Origin of the sequence: Sphingomonas sp. SFZ2018-12, assembly GCF_022496715.1 — a bacterium.
Classification (GTDB): domain Bacteria; phylum Pseudomonadota; class Alphaproteobacteria; order Sphingomonadales; family Sphingomonadaceae; genus Sphingomonas.
This window is the reverse complement of sequence record NZ_WTFM01000002.1, coordinates 145,447-165,125: the sequence shown is the minus strand read 5'-3', so window position 1 is coordinate 165,125 and position 19,679 is coordinate 145,447. Positions and strand designations below refer to the sequence as shown.

The window sequence follows — 19,679 nt, the reverse complement described above, 5'->3', positions numbered from 1 at the left end:
CGCCCCGCTTCGCCGCCGCGCGCAAAGCAGCGGCCATGGACGTCTCCTCCAGACCCGCCAGCACCGCGCGCACGAAGGGCTATTATGCCCGCCTCGTCGCGCTGATGGGCGCGGGCACGGCGGCGGCGTTCACCGCCTCTACCCTGAAATGGGAGGGCAATGAGTTGCTCGGCTATCGCGACATCGCCGGCATCGCCACCGCGTGCGGCGGGGTCACCGGGCATGGGATCGAGGTCAACCGCCGCTATTCGCCGGCCGAGTGTGACGAAATGAACGCCCGCGAGGCCGTGCGGCATGTCGAGGGCGTCCTGGCGTGCGCGCCGGCCGCGCAGGGCTATCAGTTGAGGGCCTTTGCCGATCTGGCCTACAATGCCGGCATCGGCGGCTTTTGCGGGTCGAGCGTCCGGCGCAACTTCAATGCGGGCCAGGCCGTCGCCGCGTGTCGGGGGCTGCTCGCGTGGAACAAGGCGACTTTCGACGCAGCGGGGGCAGCCCGGCAGCGTCGCCAGGGGCAGGCCTGCGTGCCTTCCAAGACCCGCCCTGGCAAGTTCCTGTGCACGGTGCGCGGGCTGACCCGTCGGCGCGCCTATTACACCGAAATCTGCCTCACCGGCTTGCTGCCCGATCGCACGCCGGAGAACCTGCCGGCGCGGCTTGAGGGGGTGCTGAAATGATCGGCAAGCTGCGCGCGATCGCCGGGATGACCGGCCTGTTCCGATACGTCTCGATCGCGCTCGGCATCGCCCTGGTCGCGGCCGTGATCTGGGGCTGGAACGAGCGCAGCCTCCATCACTATTTCCGGGGGATCGTCGAGCGCACGATCCTGGTGATCCCCGAGGCCGAGCGGCCGAAGCCGGGCGAGCTGCACATTACGGTCAAGGACATCCTGTCCGATCGTTCGATCGCGCGTGAGGAGAGCCGGCAGCGCGGCGAGCGCATCCAGACGCTGTCGGATGCCAACCGGCAGCTCAAGGATGAGGGCCTCGCCGCCCGGGGCATCGCCGAGCGCAACTGGCAGCTCTACCAGTCGGCCAAGGCGCAGCGTGACCAGGTGATCGCCCGGTCCAAACAGGCCGCCACGCGCACCGAGCGAAAGTCGTGCGAGCAGGAACTCAAGGAGCTTGAGGAGGTGATGGATGCGCTACGCGCTGATGGCTTCTAGCGTGCTGCTGGCGCTCGCCGGCTGCACCAAGGCGGTGACCAAGGAGCGCACCGTCGACCGCGACGTTTATGTGCCCGTGCCGGTAGGTTGCGTGCTCAATCGGCCCGCGTCGGTGACGCCGCTTCGCCAGCTCTATACCGAACCGCAATGGGCCGCGCTGGCACCGGGCGCGCGGGGGCAAGCGCTGCGCGCTCAGGGCAACGAGCGGCTCAATCACGAGCAGGCTCAGGAGGCCGCCCTGAGCGGCTGCAAGGACGCCCCGGCACCGCCCTGACAGGCCCGTTGCAACGATGATTAGGGGACCTGGAAACGCTCTTTGAAATGTTGATTATTCTGCTGCAGCTGGCTCGCTGAGCGAAAGCCAGACCTCCCAGCGCGCGCCGTGCATAATTGCGCGCCCTGCCTCCCACCTCAGCCATAGATCCTCGCCCGCACCCACCAGGCGCGCCGCGTGCCGCTGCGAGAGCCCTCTTGCTATTCGGCTTGATCTTATCTGTTCGGGTGTGGGCGGAGCGGGCGGCTCCGACGGGGCCGTGGGGGTTTCATTCGCTTCATCGTTCCAGCGCCGCCATGCGAACGCTGGCATCGCGGCGACGCCGCTTTCCCACCGCTGCCAAGTGCGCGTCGTCACCCCGGCTCGCCAGGCTGCCTCAGCCTGCGAGAGATCGGCTCGCAGACCAGCCGCTTTGACCTCTTCGGCCGTCGGGCAGCCAGGGGTCTCCGCGTTAAAACGGCGACCTTTTCGAGCGGGCATCTTCACGTCCTTTCGCTGTCGAGAAGGCGACAATAGAACGCGACAACATACCGCTCAACCATTTCAATATCTGTCGCTCATTCTTGTCGTTTGCGAGCGGTTCGCAGCGGGAATTATTGTCGCGCTACAGTCCGACGTCGCCAGACATCATGCGGTCAGCCGAGCCGTTTCGGGAAAGCGGTGCGCGGTCTTGTCCCAGGTCAGCGCCCCGCCGCGCAGCAGCGCGACATAGCTGAACAGCGCGCGTCGGGTCGCGAGCAGCGCGATGATGTTGGCGACGATGGCGCGCGGCAGCGACCATAGCGCCTCCGTCGCGCCATAGGCATGACCGACGAAGCAGGCGCGCAACGCCAGACGCCATGCCAGCAGCACCGCGTTCGCCGCGAGCAGGCTCGACACGACGGGGCCGACGGGCGCGATCGGCCGATCGACCAATGCATGCCCCAGCACCCCGAGCGCCCAGCCGATCAGCCCCAGATAGGCGGCCGCCAGCACCAGCATCGCGACCAGCCCACGACGGTCGCGCATGCGCATCCAGTGGTCGCCCAGTGCCGCCGGTCGCGCCCAGCCGGTGCGGTCCCAGCCGACAAGCGCGATGCCCGTCATCCACCGCGCCTTTTGCCGGACGGCGGCATCGAGCGACCCCGGGAAGAAGGCACGTACGGCGACCAGGTCGGACGCGTCCCTCGCGTTCGTGGTGCGGATGCGCGCGAAGCGCGCCGTGCCGCCCAGCCGGGCGACCGTCAGGCCAAGCTCGTAATCCTCGGTCAGGCTGCCGGCATCGAAGGGCTCGCCGTTCCGCAAAGCGGCGATCCGCGCCAGCATGTCGGTACGGATCGCGCAGCCGACCCCGGCGAACGGCAACGCCGCGCCCAGCGACTGACGCACCGGCAGATGCTTGCCATGGGCGATGGCGAATTCGTCGCAATAATGACCCGAAACCAGCCGCGATCCCTTGTCGACCAGCGGCAGTACCGGCAACTGCACCGCATCGTAGCGCCGGGTCAGCGCGTCGAACACGCGAAGCTCGTCGCGGTGCACGACGTCCTCCGCATCGTGCAGGACGACCGCGTGGACGTGCCGGGATCGGCGGGTGTCGGCCTGCAGCGCGTGCCACAGCGTGTTCAGGCATGCCGCCTTGGTCGTCGGGCCGGGCGTGTCGCCGATCACCAGCCTGACGCGGGCGTCGCGGTCGGCGATCGCACGAACCGCGTCGATCGTTGCCGTATCGTTGGGATAGGTGCCGACATAGATGTCGAAATCGGGATGATCGAACCGGGCGAGCGCGGTCTGCAGCATTGCGCCGATGACCGCCGCCTCGTCCCAGGCGGGCACGAACACCGCCAGACGATGTTCGGGCCCGGGCAACCGTTCAAGGCGCTCGCCGTTCCCGTGCCGGCGATGGCGCAGCGCCTGCCATCCGAACACCAGGTCGACCGCCACGTCGTCGATCCCGCCGACCAGGAAACCGATCGCCGCGAACAACATCAATTCATGATTGAATATGTCGAGCGCGTTCAGCGCGACGTCGCCCCACGCCAACGCAAGTTCCCCCTCTGGTTCCCCGGCGAGGGACTACGCGTTTTGCGCAATCAATTCAAAGCGGAATTGTGGCGCCTGGTCGCAGGCGCGCGCGTTTTCCGGCGGCCGGTGGAACCGAAAAGGTTCGCCAGCGTTGCGGCGACTGGTCCCGTTGACACGGGCACTGGTGCCGTACGCACCGGCCGCGCCGCAGCGTATCCGCGGCGCGGCCCACCTTTTCATTTTCCTTTCGCGCTCAGGCGGAGCGGGTTTGCCGCCCCGCCTGCACGGCCCGGTTACCAGTAGAAGCCGGGAAGGGTGCGCAGCACATAGCCGCGGCGCGTGTCGACCAGCAGCACGTCGTCATAGTGCCGCACCCAGCGATTGTAACGGCCCGGGGGCGGGAGCCGGTAACGGCCGGGATTGCTGATGAAATACCGGTCGCCATAATAGCGCGGCGCGATCCGCGCCCCGGTGCGGAAACGCTGGTAGGCGAACGGTGCCCGCCAGTTGCCGCGCGCATAGACTGTGCGGTTGCGGCCGCGATAATCGCGCCAGTCATTGTCGCCCCAGCGCCGCTCGCGCACGCTTTCGTTCAGGTCGCGGCGGGCTTCACGCACGTCGCGGCGCTCGCGCCGGACGTCGCGCGGCGACCCGAAGCGTTCGGCGCGCCGCAATTCGCGCTGCTCTTCGCGCAGGTCGCGCGCGTCGCGACGGATTTCACCGCGCGACTGGGCGGCCGCCGGCGCGACGACCGTCGGGACCGCCAGCGCGGTGACCAGCGCGGTCAGGATCAGTTTACGCATCTTCTACCTCCATGTTCGCGGGACTCGCTCCCGATGGAGGGGGTTATGCCGATGGCACGCTGAACGGGTGTCGAACGCGTTGGTCAGGAACGCGAAAGGCGCGCGGCGGGTGCGCCGCGTCAGTTCGGCCCGCCGGGCCCGCCGCCGCCGGGGCCCGCGCCCGGCGCGCCGACCGTGCCGATATTGCCGAACAGGTCCTGGAAAAAGCCGCGCCGCCGGCCCAGCGTCGGGGTCGAATCGTCGCTCGGCTGGATCGATGCGACCAGTTCCGCGCCGGTCTTGTCGACCGAGGTGACGTTGCCCGCCTGGTCGAAGGTCAGCTTCAGCGTCGTCTGGGTTTCGGGGCGCGGGCGGTTGAACGCCAGGTTGCGGCTGTCGCGTGCAATATAGTACCAGACGTTGTCCGAAAACTGCCCGGAAAAGCTCGGCGTGCCGAGCGTCTTGAGCACCGAATCCTTGTTGTCGACGCCCGGCTGGACCGAATTGACCAGGTCGGCATCGACGATATAGCCCTGATGGCTGCGCAGCCGGGTGCAGCCGCCCGCCGCCGCGGCAAGGCCGATCAGAGCGATCGAGGCGATCAGGCGTTTGGGAAGCGGTGACATTCGAAACTCTCCAGGGGACGCCGACACACGGCTGACGGGCGTGAAGCCGCATTGCATCATCGGCCACGCCAATCAATATGCGTCCCGGCGTGGCCAGACAAGGCGACGCGGGATGCAAGGGAGTTGACGCGCGATGGGCCTATTCGACCGGTGGCTGGGCAAGCCCCGCGACGTGCCGGCGCTGACGCTTTATCGCGCGGTGGTCGAACGTGCCCGCCAGCCGCACTGGTATCTCGACGGCGGCGTGCCCGACACTGTCGATGGCCGGTTCGACATGATCGCCGCGGTCCTGTCGATGCTGCTGCTTCGGCTGGAGCACGAGCCTGCAGGTGCGGCTCCGGCCGCGCATCTGGCGGAACGGTTCATCGACGACATGGACGGCCAGCTGCGCCAGATCGGCTTTGGCGACATCGTCGTCGGCAAGCAGGTCGGCCGGATGATGGGGATGCTCGGCGGCCGGCTGGGCGCCTATCGCGACGGGCTGGCGGCCGGCCCGGACGGGCTCGACGCGCCGCTTCGCCGCAATCTCTATCGCGGCGAAACGCCGGGCGCGGCACAGGTCGCCCATGTCCGCGACCAGCTCGTCGCATTGCGTGCGCGGCTGGACGACGTGACCGTGGAAACGCTGCTGGCGGGCAGGCTGCCATGACCGCCGCGCCCGAATTCAGCCGCCCGGTGCGGCTCGATCAGGTCGGTGCGGGCGAGAGCACGCTGGCGATTTCAGCCGAGCCCGTCGAGCGCGCGGCGCTGGCGCGGCGGTTCGATCTGATCGCGATCGACCGGCTGGAGGCACAGTTCCGCCTGCGCCGCGACGCCATCGGCATCCTGGCGAGCGGCAGCGTTACCGGCGACGTGGTCCAGGCGTGCGTCGCCACCGGCGCGCCGGTGCCGGACACGATCGACGAGCCGTTCCTGATCCGCTTCCTGCCCGAAACCGAAGCCGGCGACGCCGACGAGATCGAGCTGAGCGACGACGATTGCGACACGGTTTTCTATGCGGGCGGCGCGATCGATCTGGGCGAGGCGGCGGCCGAGACGCTGGCGCTCGCGCTCGACCCCTATCCGCGCGTGCCCGACGCGGATGCCCAGTTGCGCGCGGCGGGCGTGCTGCGCGAGGAAGAGGCCGGCCCCTTCGGTCCGCTTGCGGGGCTGCGCGACAAGCTGGCCGGAAGGCGCGGCGATTAGCGCGCCTGTCGATTGCCGATGCCGCGCGCCAGCATCTCCGCGATCTGGTCGGCGATGAGGTCCGGCGCCTCGGTGTCGCTCCAGACGCCGTAGCGCAGCCCCAGAAAGACGTTCATCCCCATCAGCGCCCAGGCGTGCACCTCCGACACGTCGGCGCGCACTTCGCCGCGTTCCGCTGCGGCGCGCAGCCGGGCGTGGATGCGGTCGGCGGTGTTCGCATAATGCAGCCGAAAGCTTTCGGGATCGACGAATTCGGCCTCGTCGATAATGCGATAGATCTCCTTGTGCGCGCGCACGAAACGGATGAATTCATGCAGGCCCGCCCGCTCGGCTGAAATCTGGTCGGGCGCACCGCGGATCGCGGGGGCGACATGGTCGCGCACCTGGTCCGACATGTCGCGCACCAGCGCCCGGAACACATCGTCCTTTGAATCGAAATAGGTGTAGAAGCTGCCGAGCGCCACGCCCGCGCGGCGCGTGATCGCGCTGATCGACCCTTCGTGAAAACCCTTCTCGCCGAACTCGGCGGCGGCAGCGTCCAGGATGGCGCGCAACGTCCGCTGGCCACGCGCGGTTCGCGGCGCCTTGCCCGCGCTCGCGGGGGATGACGGGATCGCTGGCGCGCGTTCGGTCGCCGACGCGTTCGCATCGGCACCGGCCCGCATCGTCGCGCGCCGCCTTGCCGGTCGTTCAGTCGCCAAACCGCATCATCCCTGTCGCCTTTCACTGCAAAGTTGAAAACCGGTTCACCTTTCATTATAGCCGCCGACATGCGCTTACAAGCCGGGCCAACCGGCGCATCCGTCAGGGAAGGGGATCAGACATGAAAAGCCGCATCGCGTCATTATCATTCGCGCTTTCGCTGGGCACCGCGCTCGCCGCGGCGCTCGCGGCGCCGGCCCAGGCGCAGGAAGCCTCGGCCGATAGGGCTCAGGCCGACGAAACCGCTGCCGGCGACATCATCGTCACCGCACGGCGACGTGAGGAAACGCTGCTCGACGTACCGATCGCGATCACCGCGTTCAGCGGCGATCAGTTGGCCGCTGCCGGCGCGATCGACGTGACCGACCTTGCTCAGGTGACGCCCAACGTGACGCTGGAAGTCTCGCGCGGGACCAACTCGACGCTCAGCGCCTTCATTCGCGGCGTCGGCCAGCAGGACCCGGTCGCCGGGTTCGAAGCCGGCGTCGGCATCTACCTCGACGATGTCTATCTCAACCGCCCCCAGGCGGCGGTGCTCGACATCTATGACGTCGAACGGATCGAGATCCTGCGCGGGCCGCAGGGGACGCTCTATGGCCGCAACACGATCGGCGGCGCGGTCAAATATGTGACCCGCCGGCTGGGCGACGATCCCGAGCTGCGCGTACGTGCCACTTATGGCACCTATGACCAGGCCGATGGCGTGATCTCCGCCAGCGCGCCGATCGGCGACGGCACGTTCAAGATCGGTGGCGCGTTCGCGCGCCTGTCGCGCGGCGGTTTCGGCGACAATCTCACCACCGGTGACGAGAATTACAACAAGGATATCTGGGCGGGCCGCGCGACGCTGCAGTTCGAGCCGAGCGACGCGCTGTTCGTCCGCCTGTCGGGGGATTACACCCGTGACGACAGCAATCCGCGCGGCGGCCATCGCCTGATCCCCGGCATCGCGACCGGTGCCCCGGTGCTGGCCGACGTGTTCGACAGCCGTGGCGGCCTGCGCGATCCGCAACAGAAGGTCGAAGCCTATGGCGGTTCGCTGTTCGTCGAGGCCAGGCCCGCCGAATGGCTGACCTTCCGCTCGATCACCGGCTGGCGTCAGGACGAAAGCGGCACGCCGATCGACTTCGACGCGCTGCCCGCCGTCCAGGTCGACGTGCCCGCGATCTATGAGAACGAACAGTTCAGCCAGGAAGTACAGTTCCTGGTCGATACCGGCCGCTTCAACGGCTTGATCGGGCTTTATTATCTGGATGCCAGCGCGCGCACCGTGTTCGACGTGCGCCTGCCCGGCGGCGTCACCGCGCTGACCTTTGGCGATGTCGAAACCGATACGACGGCGATCTTCGGCGATTTCACCTATGATTTGACCGACCAGTTCAGCCTGTCGGTCGGCGGTCGCTATACCTGGGACACCCGCCAGTCGACGATCCTGCGCCAGACCTTCCTGGGCGGCGGATCGCCCTTCTTCAACGGCGCGGGCACGTTGTTCGCCACCACGTCGAATTTCCGCGGCAGCGCCGATTTCGGCGAGTTCACGCCGCGCGCGTCGATCCAGTTCCAGCCCAACGACAACCACAATTTCTACGCCAGCTATTCGCGCGGCTTCAAGGGCGGCGGCTTCGACCCGCGCGGCCAGTCGACCGCGTGCCGCACGCCGACCGGCGGGGTGTGCAACGCCGCCCAGGTGTTCGATTTCCTGTCGTTCGATCCCGAAACCGTCGACACCTATGAAATCGGCTGGAAGGGCGCGGTGTTCGACCGCCGCCTGACCTTCGCGCTGGCCGCGTTCCGCACCGACTATACAGATGTCCAGGTGCCCGGATCGATCGGCACCGTCGTCAACGGGCAACAGACCTTCATCGGCGTCACCACCAATGCCGGCGGCGCGCGGATCGACGGCATCGAGGGCGAGTTCAATCTGGTCGCGGCGCGCGACTTCGCTGCCGGCGGCGACCGGCTGACGCTGTCGGGCAATTTCGGCTATCTCGACGCGCGCTACACCCAGTTCATCGACGGTCGCGGGATCGACGTGGCGGACCGCCGTTCGTTCCAGAATACCCCCGACTGGACCGCCAGCGGCACGATCGCCTATTCGGTCCCGGTCGGTGACGGGTCAGTCGATTTCGGCACCACCGTCGCCTATCGCGGCGACAGCCAGCAGTTCGAGCTGCGCACGCCGCTGCTCGACCAGCCGGCCTATGCGCTGTGGGACGTCAACATCGCCTGGAACATCAATGATCGCTACACGGTCAGCGTCCATGGCCGCAATCTGACCGACAAGCAGTATATCGTGTCGGGCTATAACTTCCTGCTCCAGAACCCGGACACCGGCGAGTTCGTCCGCAATGCGACGACCGGCAATCTGGTGCCGACGCTGGGCACCGAAGGGGTGCTCACCGCCTATTACGGCAACCCGCGTCAGGTGTTCGCCACCTTCTCCGCCCGTTTTTGAACGATCGGCGCGTGTCCCGGGTCGGATGTCCGTTTGACGGGCGTCCGGCCCATGCCCCATGACGGGACCCGATAAGCAACTGGAGAGGCACAGGTGGAGCAATTGGCCAGCGCGCGGACGGCGAGTCCGGGCTATCGCCGGCTGGTGCTGGCGATGCTGCTGCTCGTCTACACCTTCAACTTTCTCGACCGCCAGATCCTCGGCATCCTTGCCCAGCCGATCAAGGCGGACCTGGGGCTGAGCGACACCCAACTGGGGGCGCTGGGCGGCATTGCCTTTGCGCTCCTCTATTCCACGCTCGCAATTCCGCTGGCGCTGGTCGCCGATCGCACCAGTCGCAGCTGGGTCATCACCATTTCGCTGACCGTGTGGAGCGGGTTCACCGCGCTGTGCGGGCTTGCCACCGGCTTCTGGCAGCTGTTCCTGTTTCGCCTGGGCGTCGGGGTGGGGGAGGCCGGCGGCGTGGCACCTTCCTATGCGATGATCGCCGATTATTTCCCGCCCGCCGAACGTGCCCGCGCGCTGGCGATCTATTCGCTTGGCATCCCGATCGGGCTGGCCGGGGGCGCGCTGCTGGGGGGCTATATCGCCGCGATGGTCGAATGGCGCACGGCGTTCATCGTCGTCGGCTTGCTGGGCGTCGCCATCGCGCCGGTGTTTCGCCTGCTGGTCAAGGAGCCGCCGCGCGGCATGGCCGATGGCGGCACCGCGCCGCAGCTCGCCGCGGCGCCGGTCGGCCAGGTATTCGGCATCCTGGCGCGCAAGCCCAGCTTCTGGCTGATGGCGTTCGCCGCGTCGTTCAGCTCGATCTGCGGCTATGGCCTGGCATTCTGGACGCCGTCGATCCTGATCCGCAGCTTCGGCTTCGACTTGCTCGGCGTCTCGCAGTTCTTCGGCACGGTGCTGCTGGTCGGCGGCACGGCGGGGGTGTTCCTGGGTGGCTGGCTCGCCGATCGGCTGGGGCCGGCGGATCGCGGTGCCTATGCGCGGCTGCCCGCCATCGCCTGGGTCATCACCATCCCCTTCTTTGCCGCCGCGTTGCTGTCGCCTTCGCCGGTGCTGGCCTGGTTCCTGTTCCTGATCCCCAACGGGCTCAACATCCTGTGGCTGGGGCCGGTCAACACTGCGATGCAGAACCTGGTGCCCGCGCACATGCGCGCGACGGCCAGTGCCAGCTTCCTGTTCATCAACAATCTGATCGGGCTTGGGCTAGGATCGTGGATCCTGGGCGCGATGTCGGACGCGATGACCGCGCGATTCGGGGATGAAGCGCTGCGTTATGCTGCGGTCGGCGCGCTCGGCTTCTATGCGGTGGCGGCGACGTTGATGTTCCTGGCGGTCCGCCCGCTCCGGCGCGACTGGATCGCGTGAGCGGTGGATCGCGAAACATCGCGCCAGTTGTAACGGAAATCTCTCGTCACCCCGGCCCTGTGCCGGGGTCCACCAAGCAGCTTGGTGCCTCACAAGCCGATTGAGCGCCCTGCCAAGCCGGTAGCAACGCAGCACCTTACCACCACCGACCAACGTCTGTTGCGCGGTGGACCCCGGCACAAGGCCGGGGTGACGATCAATGTGTGTCGAGGTTCATCGATCCGGTTAAGCGGGCAGGCCGTATTAAACTGACGTCGAAACCTAACGCTCCCGCGTCGCCGCGAACCTGACCTTGGGATAGCGATCCGCGATATAGCCCACTTCCCACGCGGACTTGGCCAGGAATACCGGATTGTCGTCGCGGTCCTTGGCCATCGCGCCGCGGTTGAGGTCGGTGAACGCCTTCAGCTCCGCCGGGTCTTCCGCCGAAATCCAGCGCGCGGTCTCGTAAGGTGCCATTTCAAGCCCCGCCGCCACCTTGTATTCGGCATCGAGCCGGCTCAGCAGCACTTCGAGCTGGAGCTGCCCGACCACGCCGATGATCCAGTTCGACCCGATTTCGGGATAGAAGACCTGCGTCACGCCTTCTTCCGCCATGTCGTCCAGCGCCTTGCGCAACTGCTTGGTCTTGGTCGGATCCTTGAGCGCGACGCGGCGCAGGATTTCGGGCGCGAAATTGGGCAGGCCGGTGAAACGCACGTCGGCGCGCTCGCTCAGCGTATCGCCGACCCGCAGCGTGCCGTGATTGGGAATGCCGATGATGTCGCCGGGATACGCTTCGTCGGCCAGTTCGCGTTCGCGCGCGAAGAACAGGATCGGCGAATGGATCGCGATCGGCTTGCCGTGCCCGGTCGGCGTCAGCTTCATGCCGCGGCGGAAGGTGCCCGAGCACAGCCGCATGAAGGCGATACGGTCGCGGTGATTGGGGTCCATGTTCGCCTGGACCTTGAAGACGAAGCCGGTCACGTCCTCGCGCGCGGGATCGACCGGCGCGGGTTCGGCCGGCTGCGGGCGCGGCGGCGGCGCGTGGCGGGCGATCGCGTCGATCAGCGAATCGACCCCGAACTCCTTGAGCGCCGATCCGAAATAAACCGGCGTCAGGTCGCCGTGGCGATAGGCGGCCGTATCAAAGCTCGCATAGCCGCCCATCGCCAGCTCGGCCTCCTCGCGCAGCCGCGCGACCCCTTCCGCCGACAGCGCGCCGTCGAGCGCGGGATCGTTCAGGCCGGTGAAGCGCGCGACCTTGCCCTGATATTCACGGCTGCCGCCCTCGGGCTGGAGCAGGCGATTGTCGACCAGGTCGTAAATCCCCTCAAACTGCCCGCCCATGCCGGCGGGCCAGGTCATCGGGCATACGTCGAGCGCCAGCATGTCGGCGACTTCGTCGAGCAGCTCGAACGGGTCGCGGCCCTCGCGGTCGACCTTGTTGACGAAGGTGATGATCGGGACGGAACGCAGCCGGCATACTTCGAACAGCTTGCGCGTCTGCGGCTCGATGCCCTTGGCTGCGTCGATCACCATGACGGCGGAATCGACCGCGGTCAGCGTGCGATAGGTGTCCTCGCTGAAATCCTCGTGCCCCGGCGTGTCGAGCAGGTTGAAGGTGATGCCGTCGCGCTCGAAGGTCATCACGCTGGAGGTGACCGAGATGCCCCGCTGCTGCTCGATCTTCATCCAGTCCGACCGCGCGCGCCGCGCCGCGCCGCGTGCCTTGACCTCGCCCGCCAGATGGATCGCGCCGCCGAACAGCAGCAGCTTTTCGGTCAGCGTGGTCTTGCCGGCGTCGGGGTGGGAAATGATCGCGAAGGTGCGGCGTTCAAACGGTTGTGCCATCGCGCGCCCCTAGCCGTGTCGGGGGGGTGGTGTCGAGCGGCCCATCGCTGAATCGCTCCGTCACCCCGGGCTTGACCCGGGGTCCCGCTTCTTCTCGCGCCGGATCAGGCAGCGGGACCCCGGCGCAAGGCCGGGGTGACGATTATCCCGCAGTTACCCGTGAGTCGATGTCACCCCTCCAGCGTCACCTGGATCGCAAATTCCCGCGTCTCGCCCGGTGCGAACCGCAGGATGCCCGGCTTGTCCCAGATATCGCCCGCAAACCCTTGCGGGTCGGCGATGCCGTGCCAGGGTTCGATGCAGACGAAGCGCGCGCCGGGCTTGGTCCAGATGCCCAGCATCGGCAGGTCGGCGAAATCGACGCGCAGCTGCGGCCCCCCGCTCGCCGCGCCGTAGCGGACCGAGCGGCTTGCGAGCGCGCGCCAGATCAGGGCGTCGTGCTCGAACAGATCGTCGCGCAACGTCAGCACGCGATCTTCGATGGGCGTCGGCCGCACCACCGGCCCGATCACGCCGGTTTCGTCCAGGATCTGCGCGAGCGACCCCGGCTCGTCCTGGTCGAACAGGATGCGATGCTCGGCCCGCAGCGCGCCATAGGGCAGCGGCCAGGCAAAGGCGGGGTGGAAGCCGAGGCTGGCCGGCATGTCGCGGTCGTCGCGGTTGGTCACGCGCACCGTCGTCGCCAGCGTCGCGCCATCGATCGCGTGCTCGACCTCAAGTCCGAACGCAAAGGGATAGCTCGCCCGCGTCTCGGCATCGTCGGTCAGGCGCAGGACGACGCGGGTCGCCGCCTGCTCGACCACCGAAAAGGTCCGCCGGCGCACAATGCCGTGCTTCGGCATCGACCAGCTTTGCCCGTCCATCCGCCACTGATCGCCGTTCAGCGCGCCGACGATCGGAAACAGGATCGGCGCTCGCCCGCGCCAGAACGCCGGATCGGCGTCGGTCATCAGCTCGCGACCCTCGGCATCGCGCAGCGACCACAGCTCCGCGCCCACCGGGTTGATCGTCGCCGCCAGGGCGTCACTCGCAATCTCGATCATCACAGGCTCCGTCATCCGCGCAGATGCGCATCGAGTTTGGTGGCGGCGGCGACCACCTTGTCGGCCACTGCCTTCAGCTCGGCATCGGTGAAGCTCTTGTCGCCGGGCTGGAGCGTGACTTCGACGGCTAGGCTCTTGCGCCCGTCCTCGACGCCCGCGCCGGTGAACAGGTCGAACACGCGCGCGTCGGTGATCGCCGCCTTGTCCGCGCCGCGTACCGCCCGCACCAGCGCGTCGGCGGCAAGGTCGGCGGGGGCCAGGAAGGCGAAGTCGCGCGTCACCGCGTGCAGCGCGGGCGGGGCGTAGGGGGCGCGCATGAATCCACTGGCGCGCTTGGCCGGCAGCGCGTCGAGAAACAGCTCGACCACTGCAACGTCGCCCGACAAGTCGAACGCCCTGGCGATCGAGGGATGGACCATCCCGAAGCTGGCGAGCACCGTCTTCGGCCCCAGCCGCAGCGTCGCCGACTGGCCGGGATGATAGGCGGGGCCTGCCTCGCCCATGACCTGCAAATTGCCGACCGGCGCGCCGGCGGCTTCCAGCAGCGCCAGCGCCTCACCCTTGGCGTCGAACGCATCGAACGGCTGCGCCTTGCCGCGCTGCCAGTTGCGCGGCGTGCGCTCGCCCGCCAGCACGACGGTCAGCGTCGGCCGCTCGTCGGGCGCGCCGTCGGCGGTGGCCAGATAGCGGCGGCCCAGCTCGAACAATCGCACGCTGGCCGCGCCGCGCTTCAGGTTGCGTGCCGCCGCCGACAACAGCCCGGGCAGCAGCGAGGGGCGCATGACCTTCATGTCCTCGCTGATCGGATTGGCGAGCGTCCACGCGCCGCCGCCGAACAGCTCGGCCTGCGCGGGCGGAATGAAGCTCCAGTTGATCGCTTCGTTGAGGCCCCTTGTAGCCGCCGTGCGGCGCAGGCGGCGCTCGAGCTTCTGCTCGGGCGTCGCCGTCGGCCGCGCCACGCCGGGCGTGCGTTCGAGCGGAGTCGAGGGCACATGATCGATACCCGCGATCCGCACCACTTCCTCGACCAGGTCGGCTACGCCGTCGATGTCGCGCCGCCAGGTCGGCGGCGTGACCCGCCAGTCGGGTCCGACGTCAAAGCCAAGCCCGGTCAGGATCTCGCGCTGGCGATCGGGCGCGACGTCCAGCCCGCCCAGCGTCAGCGCGCGCGCGGGATCATAGGCGATCACCGGCATGGCGACCGGCGGTTGCCCCGCGCGGGTCACGCCGCTGGCGGTGCCGCCGCACAGGTCGAGCACCAGCCGCGTCGCGATCGCCAGGCCATCCTCCAGGAACGCGGGGTCGACGCCACGCTCGAACCGGCTGCGTGCATCGCTGGTCAGCAACAATTTCTGCCCGGTTCGCGCGATATGCTCGGGGGTGAAATAGGCGCATTCGATCAGCACCTCGGTCGTCGTCTCCGATACGCCGGAGTGCTCGCCGCCCATGATGCCGCCAATGTCGTGGACGGCGCTGTCGTCGGCGATCACCGTCATGCCCGCATCCAGCGTGTAGGTGCGCCCGTTGAGCGCCACCACCTGCTCGCCCGCTTGTGCAGCCCGCGCGACCAGCGCGCCGGTGAGCGTCGCGCGGTCATAGACGTGGAGCGGCCGGCCCAGGTCGAACATGATATAATTGGTGATGTCGACCAGCGCGCTGATCGGCTTCTGCCCGATCGCCTTCAACCGGCGCTGCATCCATTCGGGCGACGCGCCGTTGGTGACCCCGCTGACCGCTTGCGCGAAAAAGGCCGGGCAACCGGCAGGATCGTCGGTGCGGACGTCTGGCCCGGGCCCGGTGCCCGCCACAGGATCTACCGCCAGCGGCTTCAGCGTGCCGAGGCCAGCGGCGGCGAGGTCACGGGCAATGCCGCGCACGCCCATGCAGTCCTGGCGGTTGGGGGTAATCGACAGGTCGATGACCGGATCGTTCAGCCCGGCATAGTCGGGGAAAGCGGTGCCCACCGGGGCGTCGGCGGGCAGCTCGATGATGCCGTCATGCTCCTCGCCCAGCTCCAGCTCGCGGGTCGAGCACATCATGCCGCTCGATTCGACGCCGCGGATCGCCGCGACCTTCAGCGTGATACCGCTGCCCGGCACATGGGCGCCCGGGGGACCGAACACGCCGACCAGCCCCGCACGCGCATTGGGGGCGCCGCATACGACCTGGACGGGACCGTCGCCGGCGTCCACCGTCAGCACCTGCAGCTTGTCGGCCTGGGGATGGCGATCGGCGGTCAGCACGCGCGCCACGCGGAACGAGGACAGCTTCTCGCCCGGATTGTCGACGCCTTCGACCTCCAGCCCGATCCGGGTCAGCGCGACCAGAATGGTGTCGAGATCGGCATCGGTGTCGAGATGCGCGCGCAGCCAGCTGAGCGTGAACTTCATGCAAACTTACCTTCAAGGATCCCGTTCGTGTCGAGCGCAGTCGAGACACGTTGGCTTGGGGCGATACGGTTCTCGACTTCGCTCGAACCGAACGGGCGAACAGATAATTGGGCGGCGATTCGCATCACGCCCCCACGCCGCCGCTCAGCGTCGGCACGTCGAACGCCGAAAACCCGTAATGCTTGAGCCAGCGGAGGTCGCCGTCGAAGAACGCGCGCAGATCGTCCATGGCGTATTTCAGCATCGCCAGCCGGTCGACCCCGGTGCCGAAGGCAAAGCCCTGCCATTCGTCGGGGTCCAGCCCGCACGCGGCGATTACCTTGGGATGGACCATCCCGCTGCCCAGCACTTCCATCCAGCCGCCATCGGCCGCGTCGCCGCTGCCGCCGATCACCCGCTTGCCGTTGACGAGCGTGTAGCCGACATCGACTTCGGCCGAGGGTTCGGTGAACGGGAAATAGCTGGGGCGCAGGCGCAGCACGATGTCGTCGCGCTCGAAAAACGCCTTCAGGAACGTCTCCAGCGTCCATTTCAGGTGGCCGAGCGTGATGCCGCGGTCGATCACCAGCCCCTCGATCTGGTGGAACATCGGTGTGTGCGTTGCGTCGCTGTCGCTGCGATAGACGCGGCCGGGCGCGATGATGCGGATCGGCGGGGTCTGCGACATCATGGTGCGGATCTGGACGGGCGACGTGTGCGTGCGAAGCAGGAAGCGGCGACGTCCGCTTCCCCCCTGCTTCGCACCGGCCGGCGACGCGCCACGCGTGTCGTCCGACGGCGGGCTTTGCCCGTCGTCATCCCCCGGTTGCTCGCAGTAGAACGTATCATGCATCGCCCGCGCCGGATGCGTTTCCGGAATGTTGAGCGCGGTGAAATTGTGCCAGTCGTCCTCGATCTCGGGCCCGGTCGCCACCGCGAAGCCCAGGTCGGCAAAGATTTCGGCAAGTTCGTCCATGACCTGGCTCACCGGATGCACCGATCCTGGGGCCAGGCGGTCGGCGGGCAACGTCATGTCGATCCGCTCGCTTGCCAGTCGGGCATCGAGCGCGGCCTGTTCGAGCATGCTCTTGCGCGCCGCCAGTGCCTCGCTCACCGCCTCGCGCAGCGCATGGATGCGCGGCCCTTCGACCTGGCGCTGCTCGGGGCTCATCGTGCCCAGCGTCTTGAGCAGCCCGGTGACCGCCCCCGCCTTGCCCAGCGCGTGAACGCGGATCGCTTCAAGCGCATCCAGCCCCGCCGCCGCGTCGATCGATGCAAGCAGGTCGGTGCGAAGGTGGTCGAGATCGGTGGTCATCATGATCCAGTCATCGGAAGTCGCGTTGCGACGGGTTCGAAGCCCAGGCCAAGCGCAAGGTCAACCCATTCCGGGTTCGAGCGCTCGACCAGATTGAGTTTCCAGTCACGATTCCATCGCTTGAGCCGCTTCTCGCGCAGAATGGCCTGTTCCATAGTGGCGTGCAGTTCGTACCAGACAAGGTGGTGGACGCTGTATCGCGCCGTGAAGCCGGGTAGCGCGTTGGTCCGGTGCTGGTGCAGTCGTTTCACCAGATCAGACGTGACACCGATATAAAGGGTGCCGCATTTGCCGCTGGCCAGCATGTACACGCAAGGCTGGAAGTTTTCGTGCATTGCGACCCGCCCCATGTCCTGAACTCCAGTATCGTCACCCCCGCGGAGGCGGGGGTCTATAGCGGCACTCGACGGAAATCGAAGTCAAGCGTCTGGCCTATGGATCCCCGCTTTCGCGGGGATGACGAAGCCGAACAAAGGGAGATGACGAGGCTGAACAACGCGTCCTCAGCAAGGCTTCGTCTGGCCAGGACGTAGGAGCAAGACTGGACGTTTTCGTGCTCCCGGACCTCCTATCCCGTCACCCCCGCGAAGGCGGGGGTCCGTACGCGGCGCCCGATGACATTCGCCTCGGCACTTTCCTTATATGGATCCCCGCCTTCGCGGGGATGACGAGACTCTACAAGTGGGATGACAAAGCTGGCTTGGGGGGACGTCGAAGCTGGCTTCGGGAATGACGACTCCGAAGAAGCAGGCGCGGAAACGAAAAGAGGCGCGGATGGCATCCCATCCGCGCCCCGATTTCCGGTCGCACCAGGCCGTGTCAGGCGGCCTGGGGCAGTGCCGCCTTCGCCTGTGCGACGATGGCGCTAAACGCTTCACCTTCGTGCATCGCGATGTCGGCCAGCACCTTGCGGTCGAGTTCGATGCCGGCGAGCTTCAGCCCGTGCATGAACTGCGAATAGGTGAGGCCCTCGGCGCGAACGCCGGCGTTGATGCGCTGGATCCACAGGCCGCGAAAGGCCCGCTTCTTAACCTTGCGGTCGCGATAGGCGTACTGGCCGGCCTTTTCGACGGCCTGGCGCGCGATGCGGATCGTGTTCTTGCGACGGCCATAATAGCCCTTCGCCTGATCCAGAATCCGCTTGTGCTTCGCCTTGGTGGTCGTGCCGCGCTTTACTCGTGCCATGGTTCAGCCCTCCCTCAACGCAAGCCGTACGGTGCCCACTGGCGCACATGCGCCGTGTCGGCATCGGCGAGCACGGAAGTGCCGCGGTTCTGGCGGATATATTTCGCATTGTGCGAGATGAGCCGGTGGCGCTTGCCGGCGACGCCGTGCTTCACCTTGCCGGTGGCGGTGAATTTGAAGCGCTTCTTCACACCGCTCTTGGTCTTCAGCTTGGGCATTTTCGTCTCCTTGTTCGGACGATCTCGAACAGCCATGGCAGCCCACACTGGCCAGGCGGTTCCCTCAATTGATCGCGGAAGCGCACGCCGATAGCCAAGCGGGGTCGCAAATGCAACCGATTCCCCGCGGCGTCAGCGTTCGCTGTCCAGGAACGCCATCTGCTGTGCCGGGTATCGGTCGCCCGCCGCCGATCCGCGCGGGATCGCCGTCTCGATCCGCCCGAGCTGATCGGGGGTCAGCGCCAGTCGGTCGGCGTCCAGCGATTCGGCCAGCCGATCGGGCGTGCGCGCGCCGACCAGCGCCACGATATCCTCGCCCTGCGCCAGCACCCAGGCGATCGCCGACTGCGCCGGCGTTGCGCCCAGTTCCGCCGCGACGGCCGCCAGCGCATCGGCCAGCGCCAGATTGTGCGCCAGTTGCTCGCCCTGGAAACGCGGGCTGACGCCGCGGAAATCGCCGGCCAGGCTGCGGTCCGCCCGCCAGCCGCCGCTCAGCAGGCCGCGCGCCAGCACGCCATAGGCGGTGACGCCGATGCCCAGCTCGCGCGCCTTCGGCAGGATCGCGTCCTCGATCCCGCGCGACATCAGCGAATACTCGATCTGCAGGTCGCTGATCGGGCGTTCGGCGGCGGCGCGCGCCAGCGTCTCGGCACCCATTTCGCTCAGGCCGATATGGCGGACATAGCCCTTGTCGACCATCTCGCCGATCGCACCCACCGTCTCGGCGATCGGCACGTCGGGGTCGAGCCGTGAGGGGCGATAGATGTCGATATAGTCGGTGCCGAGCCGCTGGAGCGAATAAGCGAGCATCGTCTTGGCCGCCCGCGGGCTGGCGTCATAGCCGAGCCAGTTGCCGTCGGGGCCGCGCAGCGCGCCGAACTTGACGCTCAATTGATAACGGTCGCGCGGCACGCCCCTCAGCGCCTCGGCAATCAACAGCTCGTTGTGCCCCATGCCGTAAAAATCGCCGGTGTCGATCAGCGTCACGCCGCGTTCGATCGCGGCATGGAGCGTCGCGATGCTCGCGGCGCGGTCAGCCTCGCCATACATGCCCGACATGCCCATCGCGCCCAGCGAAATGCGGGTTACGTCGGGGCCTTGCTTGCCAAGTTTGCGCAGTTCCATCGTCAGTCTCCTTCGGGGCGATGCGCGCAA

General features: G+C 67.6%; 19 protein-coding genes. 7 read left to right on the top strand and 12 right to left on the bottom strand.

From position 1 onward, the window contains the following. Positions 1 to 35: 35 nt before the first annotated feature. The 3 genes from GO308_RS09710 to GO308_RS09700 are packed head-to-tail and all read left to right on the top strand — an operon-like array spanning position 36 to position 1,436. On the top strand, positions 36 to 674 hold the full coding sequence (locus GO308_RS09710) for a glycoside hydrolase family protein (RefSeq protein ID WP_240885311.1): 639 nt from the start codon (positions 36 to 38) through the stop codon (positions 672 to 674). Then, the gene (locus GO308_RS09705) at positions 671 to 1,162 is read left to right on the top strand and encodes a hypothetical protein (protein WP_066672993.1); all 492 of its coding nucleotides are present in this window, start codon (positions 671 to 673) and stop codon (positions 1,160 to 1,162) included. Before GO308_RS09710 ends, GO308_RS09705 begins: the two co-directional genes overlap by 4 nt. Then, positions 1,137 to 1,436 carry a hypothetical protein gene (locus tag GO308_RS09700; RefSeq protein WP_240885310.1) on the top strand — a complete coding sequence of 100 codons (300 nt, stop codon included), beginning with the start codon at positions 1,137 to 1,139 and terminating at the stop codon, positions 1,434 to 1,436. Before GO308_RS09705 ends, GO308_RS09700 begins: the two co-directional genes overlap by 26 nt. Positions 1,437 to 2,063: 627 nt before the next feature. On the opposite strand, the gene GO308_RS09695 is transcribed toward GO308_RS09700, so the two are convergent. From GO308_RS09695 to bamE, 3 genes are all read right to left on the bottom strand, one after another. Continuing rightward, entirely contained in the window at positions 2,064 to 3,458 is a 1,395-nt protein-coding gene (locus GO308_RS09695) for a glycosyl transferase family protein (RefSeq protein WP_276616517.1), read from the bottom strand. A 275-nt stretch (positions 3,459 to 3,733) separates the two neighbouring features. Next, a complete protein-coding gene (locus GO308_RS09690; protein ID WP_066483630.1) occupies positions 3,734 to 4,243 on the bottom strand; it encodes an RcnB family protein in 510 nt (169 codons plus the stop codon). A gap of 119 nt (positions 4,244 to 4,362) precedes the next feature. Continuing rightward, a complete protein-coding gene (gene bamE, locus GO308_RS09685) occupies positions 4,363 to 4,848 on the bottom strand; it encodes an outer membrane protein assembly factor BamE (RefSeq protein WP_066483631.1) in 486 nt (161 codons plus the stop codon). 133 nt (positions 4,849 to 4,981) lie between these two features. Here bamE and GO308_RS09680 point away from each other — a divergent pair, with 133 nt between their 5' ends. Then, positions 4,982 to 5,497 (top strand): ubiquinol-cytochrome C chaperone family protein, encoded by a 516-nt coding sequence (locus tag GO308_RS09680; RefSeq protein ID WP_066483632.1) that lies wholly within the window; start codon positions 4,982 to 4,984, stop codon positions 5,495 to 5,497. Then, positions 5,494 to 6,033, top strand: coding sequence for a YceD family protein (locus tag GO308_RS09675; protein WP_240885309.1), 540 nt, complete (start codon positions 5,494 to 5,496; stop codon positions 6,031 to 6,033). Before GO308_RS09680 ends, GO308_RS09675 begins: the two co-directional genes overlap by 4 nt. Here the strand turns inward: GO308_RS09675 and GO308_RS09670 are convergent. Continuing rightward, positions 6,030 to 6,698, bottom strand: coding sequence for a TetR/AcrR family transcriptional regulator (locus GO308_RS09670; protein WP_240885308.1), 669 nt, complete (start codon positions 6,696 to 6,698; stop codon positions 6,030 to 6,032). The two genes, GO308_RS09675 and GO308_RS09670, sit on opposite strands and share 4 nt — an antisense overlap. 158 nt (positions 6,699 to 6,856) lie before the next feature. On the opposite strand from GO308_RS09670, the gene GO308_RS09665 reads away from it, so the two are divergent. Together GO308_RS09665 and GO308_RS09660 are read left to right on the top strand one after the other, a co-directional pair. Then, on the top strand, positions 6,857 to 9,190 hold the full coding sequence (locus GO308_RS09665) for a TonB-dependent receptor (RefSeq protein ID WP_240885307.1): 2,334 nt from the start codon (positions 6,857 to 6,859) through the stop codon (positions 9,188 to 9,190). A gap of 153 nt (positions 9,191 to 9,343) precedes the next feature. After that, positions 9,344 to 10,561, top strand: a complete 1,218-nt coding sequence (locus GO308_RS09660; RefSeq protein WP_066483727.1) for an MFS transporter — start codon at positions 9,344 to 9,346, stop codon at positions 10,559 to 10,561. Positions 10,562 to 10,822: 261 nt separating this feature from the next. On the opposite strand, the gene GO308_RS09655 is transcribed toward GO308_RS09660, so the two are convergent. From GO308_RS09655 to GO308_RS09620, 8 genes are all read right to left on the bottom strand, one after another. Continuing rightward, positions 10,823 to 12,394, bottom strand: coding sequence for a peptide chain release factor 3 (locus GO308_RS09655; RefSeq protein ID WP_240885306.1), 1,572 nt, complete (start codon positions 12,392 to 12,394; stop codon positions 10,823 to 10,825). Positions 12,395 to 12,564: 170 nt separating this feature from the next. Then, entirely contained in the window at positions 12,565 to 13,437 is an 873-nt protein-coding gene (locus tag GO308_RS09650) for an aldose 1-epimerase family protein (protein WP_240885305.1), read from the bottom strand. A gap of 11 nt (positions 13,438 to 13,448) precedes the next feature. Next, a complete protein-coding gene (gene pheT, locus GO308_RS09645) occupies positions 13,449 to 15,827 on the bottom strand; it encodes a phenylalanine--tRNA ligase subunit beta (RefSeq protein ID WP_240885304.1) in 2,379 nt (792 codons plus the stop codon). A 124-nt stretch (positions 15,828 to 15,951) separates the two neighbouring features. Continuing rightward, entirely contained in the window at positions 15,952 to 17,121 is a 1,170-nt protein-coding gene (pheS, locus tag GO308_RS09640; RefSeq protein ID WP_240885804.1) for a phenylalanine--tRNA ligase subunit alpha, read from the bottom strand. After that, on the bottom strand, positions 17,121 to 17,456 hold the full coding sequence (locus tag GO308_RS09635) for a GIY-YIG nuclease family protein (RefSeq protein WP_240885303.1): 336 nt from the start codon (positions 17,454 to 17,456) through the stop codon (positions 17,121 to 17,123). Before GO308_RS09635 ends, pheS begins: the two co-directional genes overlap by 1 nt. 484 nt (positions 17,457 to 17,940) lie before the next feature. Continuing rightward, positions 17,941 to 18,306, bottom strand: coding sequence for a 50S ribosomal protein L20 (rplT, locus tag GO308_RS09630; protein WP_066483645.1), 366 nt, complete (start codon positions 18,304 to 18,306; stop codon positions 17,941 to 17,943). Between the two features lie 14 nt (positions 18,307 to 18,320). After that, positions 18,321 to 18,524: a 50S ribosomal protein L35 gene (gene rpmI / locus GO308_RS09625; RefSeq protein ID WP_066483647.1), complete on the bottom strand. Its 204-nt coding sequence runs from the start codon at positions 18,522 to 18,524 to the stop codon at positions 18,321 to 18,323. 132 nt (positions 18,525 to 18,656) lie between these two features. Continuing rightward, entirely contained in the window at positions 18,657 to 19,649 is a 993-nt protein-coding gene (locus GO308_RS09620) for an aldo/keto reductase (RefSeq protein ID WP_240885302.1), read from the bottom strand. Between the last annotated feature and the right edge of the window lie 30 nt (positions 19,650 to 19,679).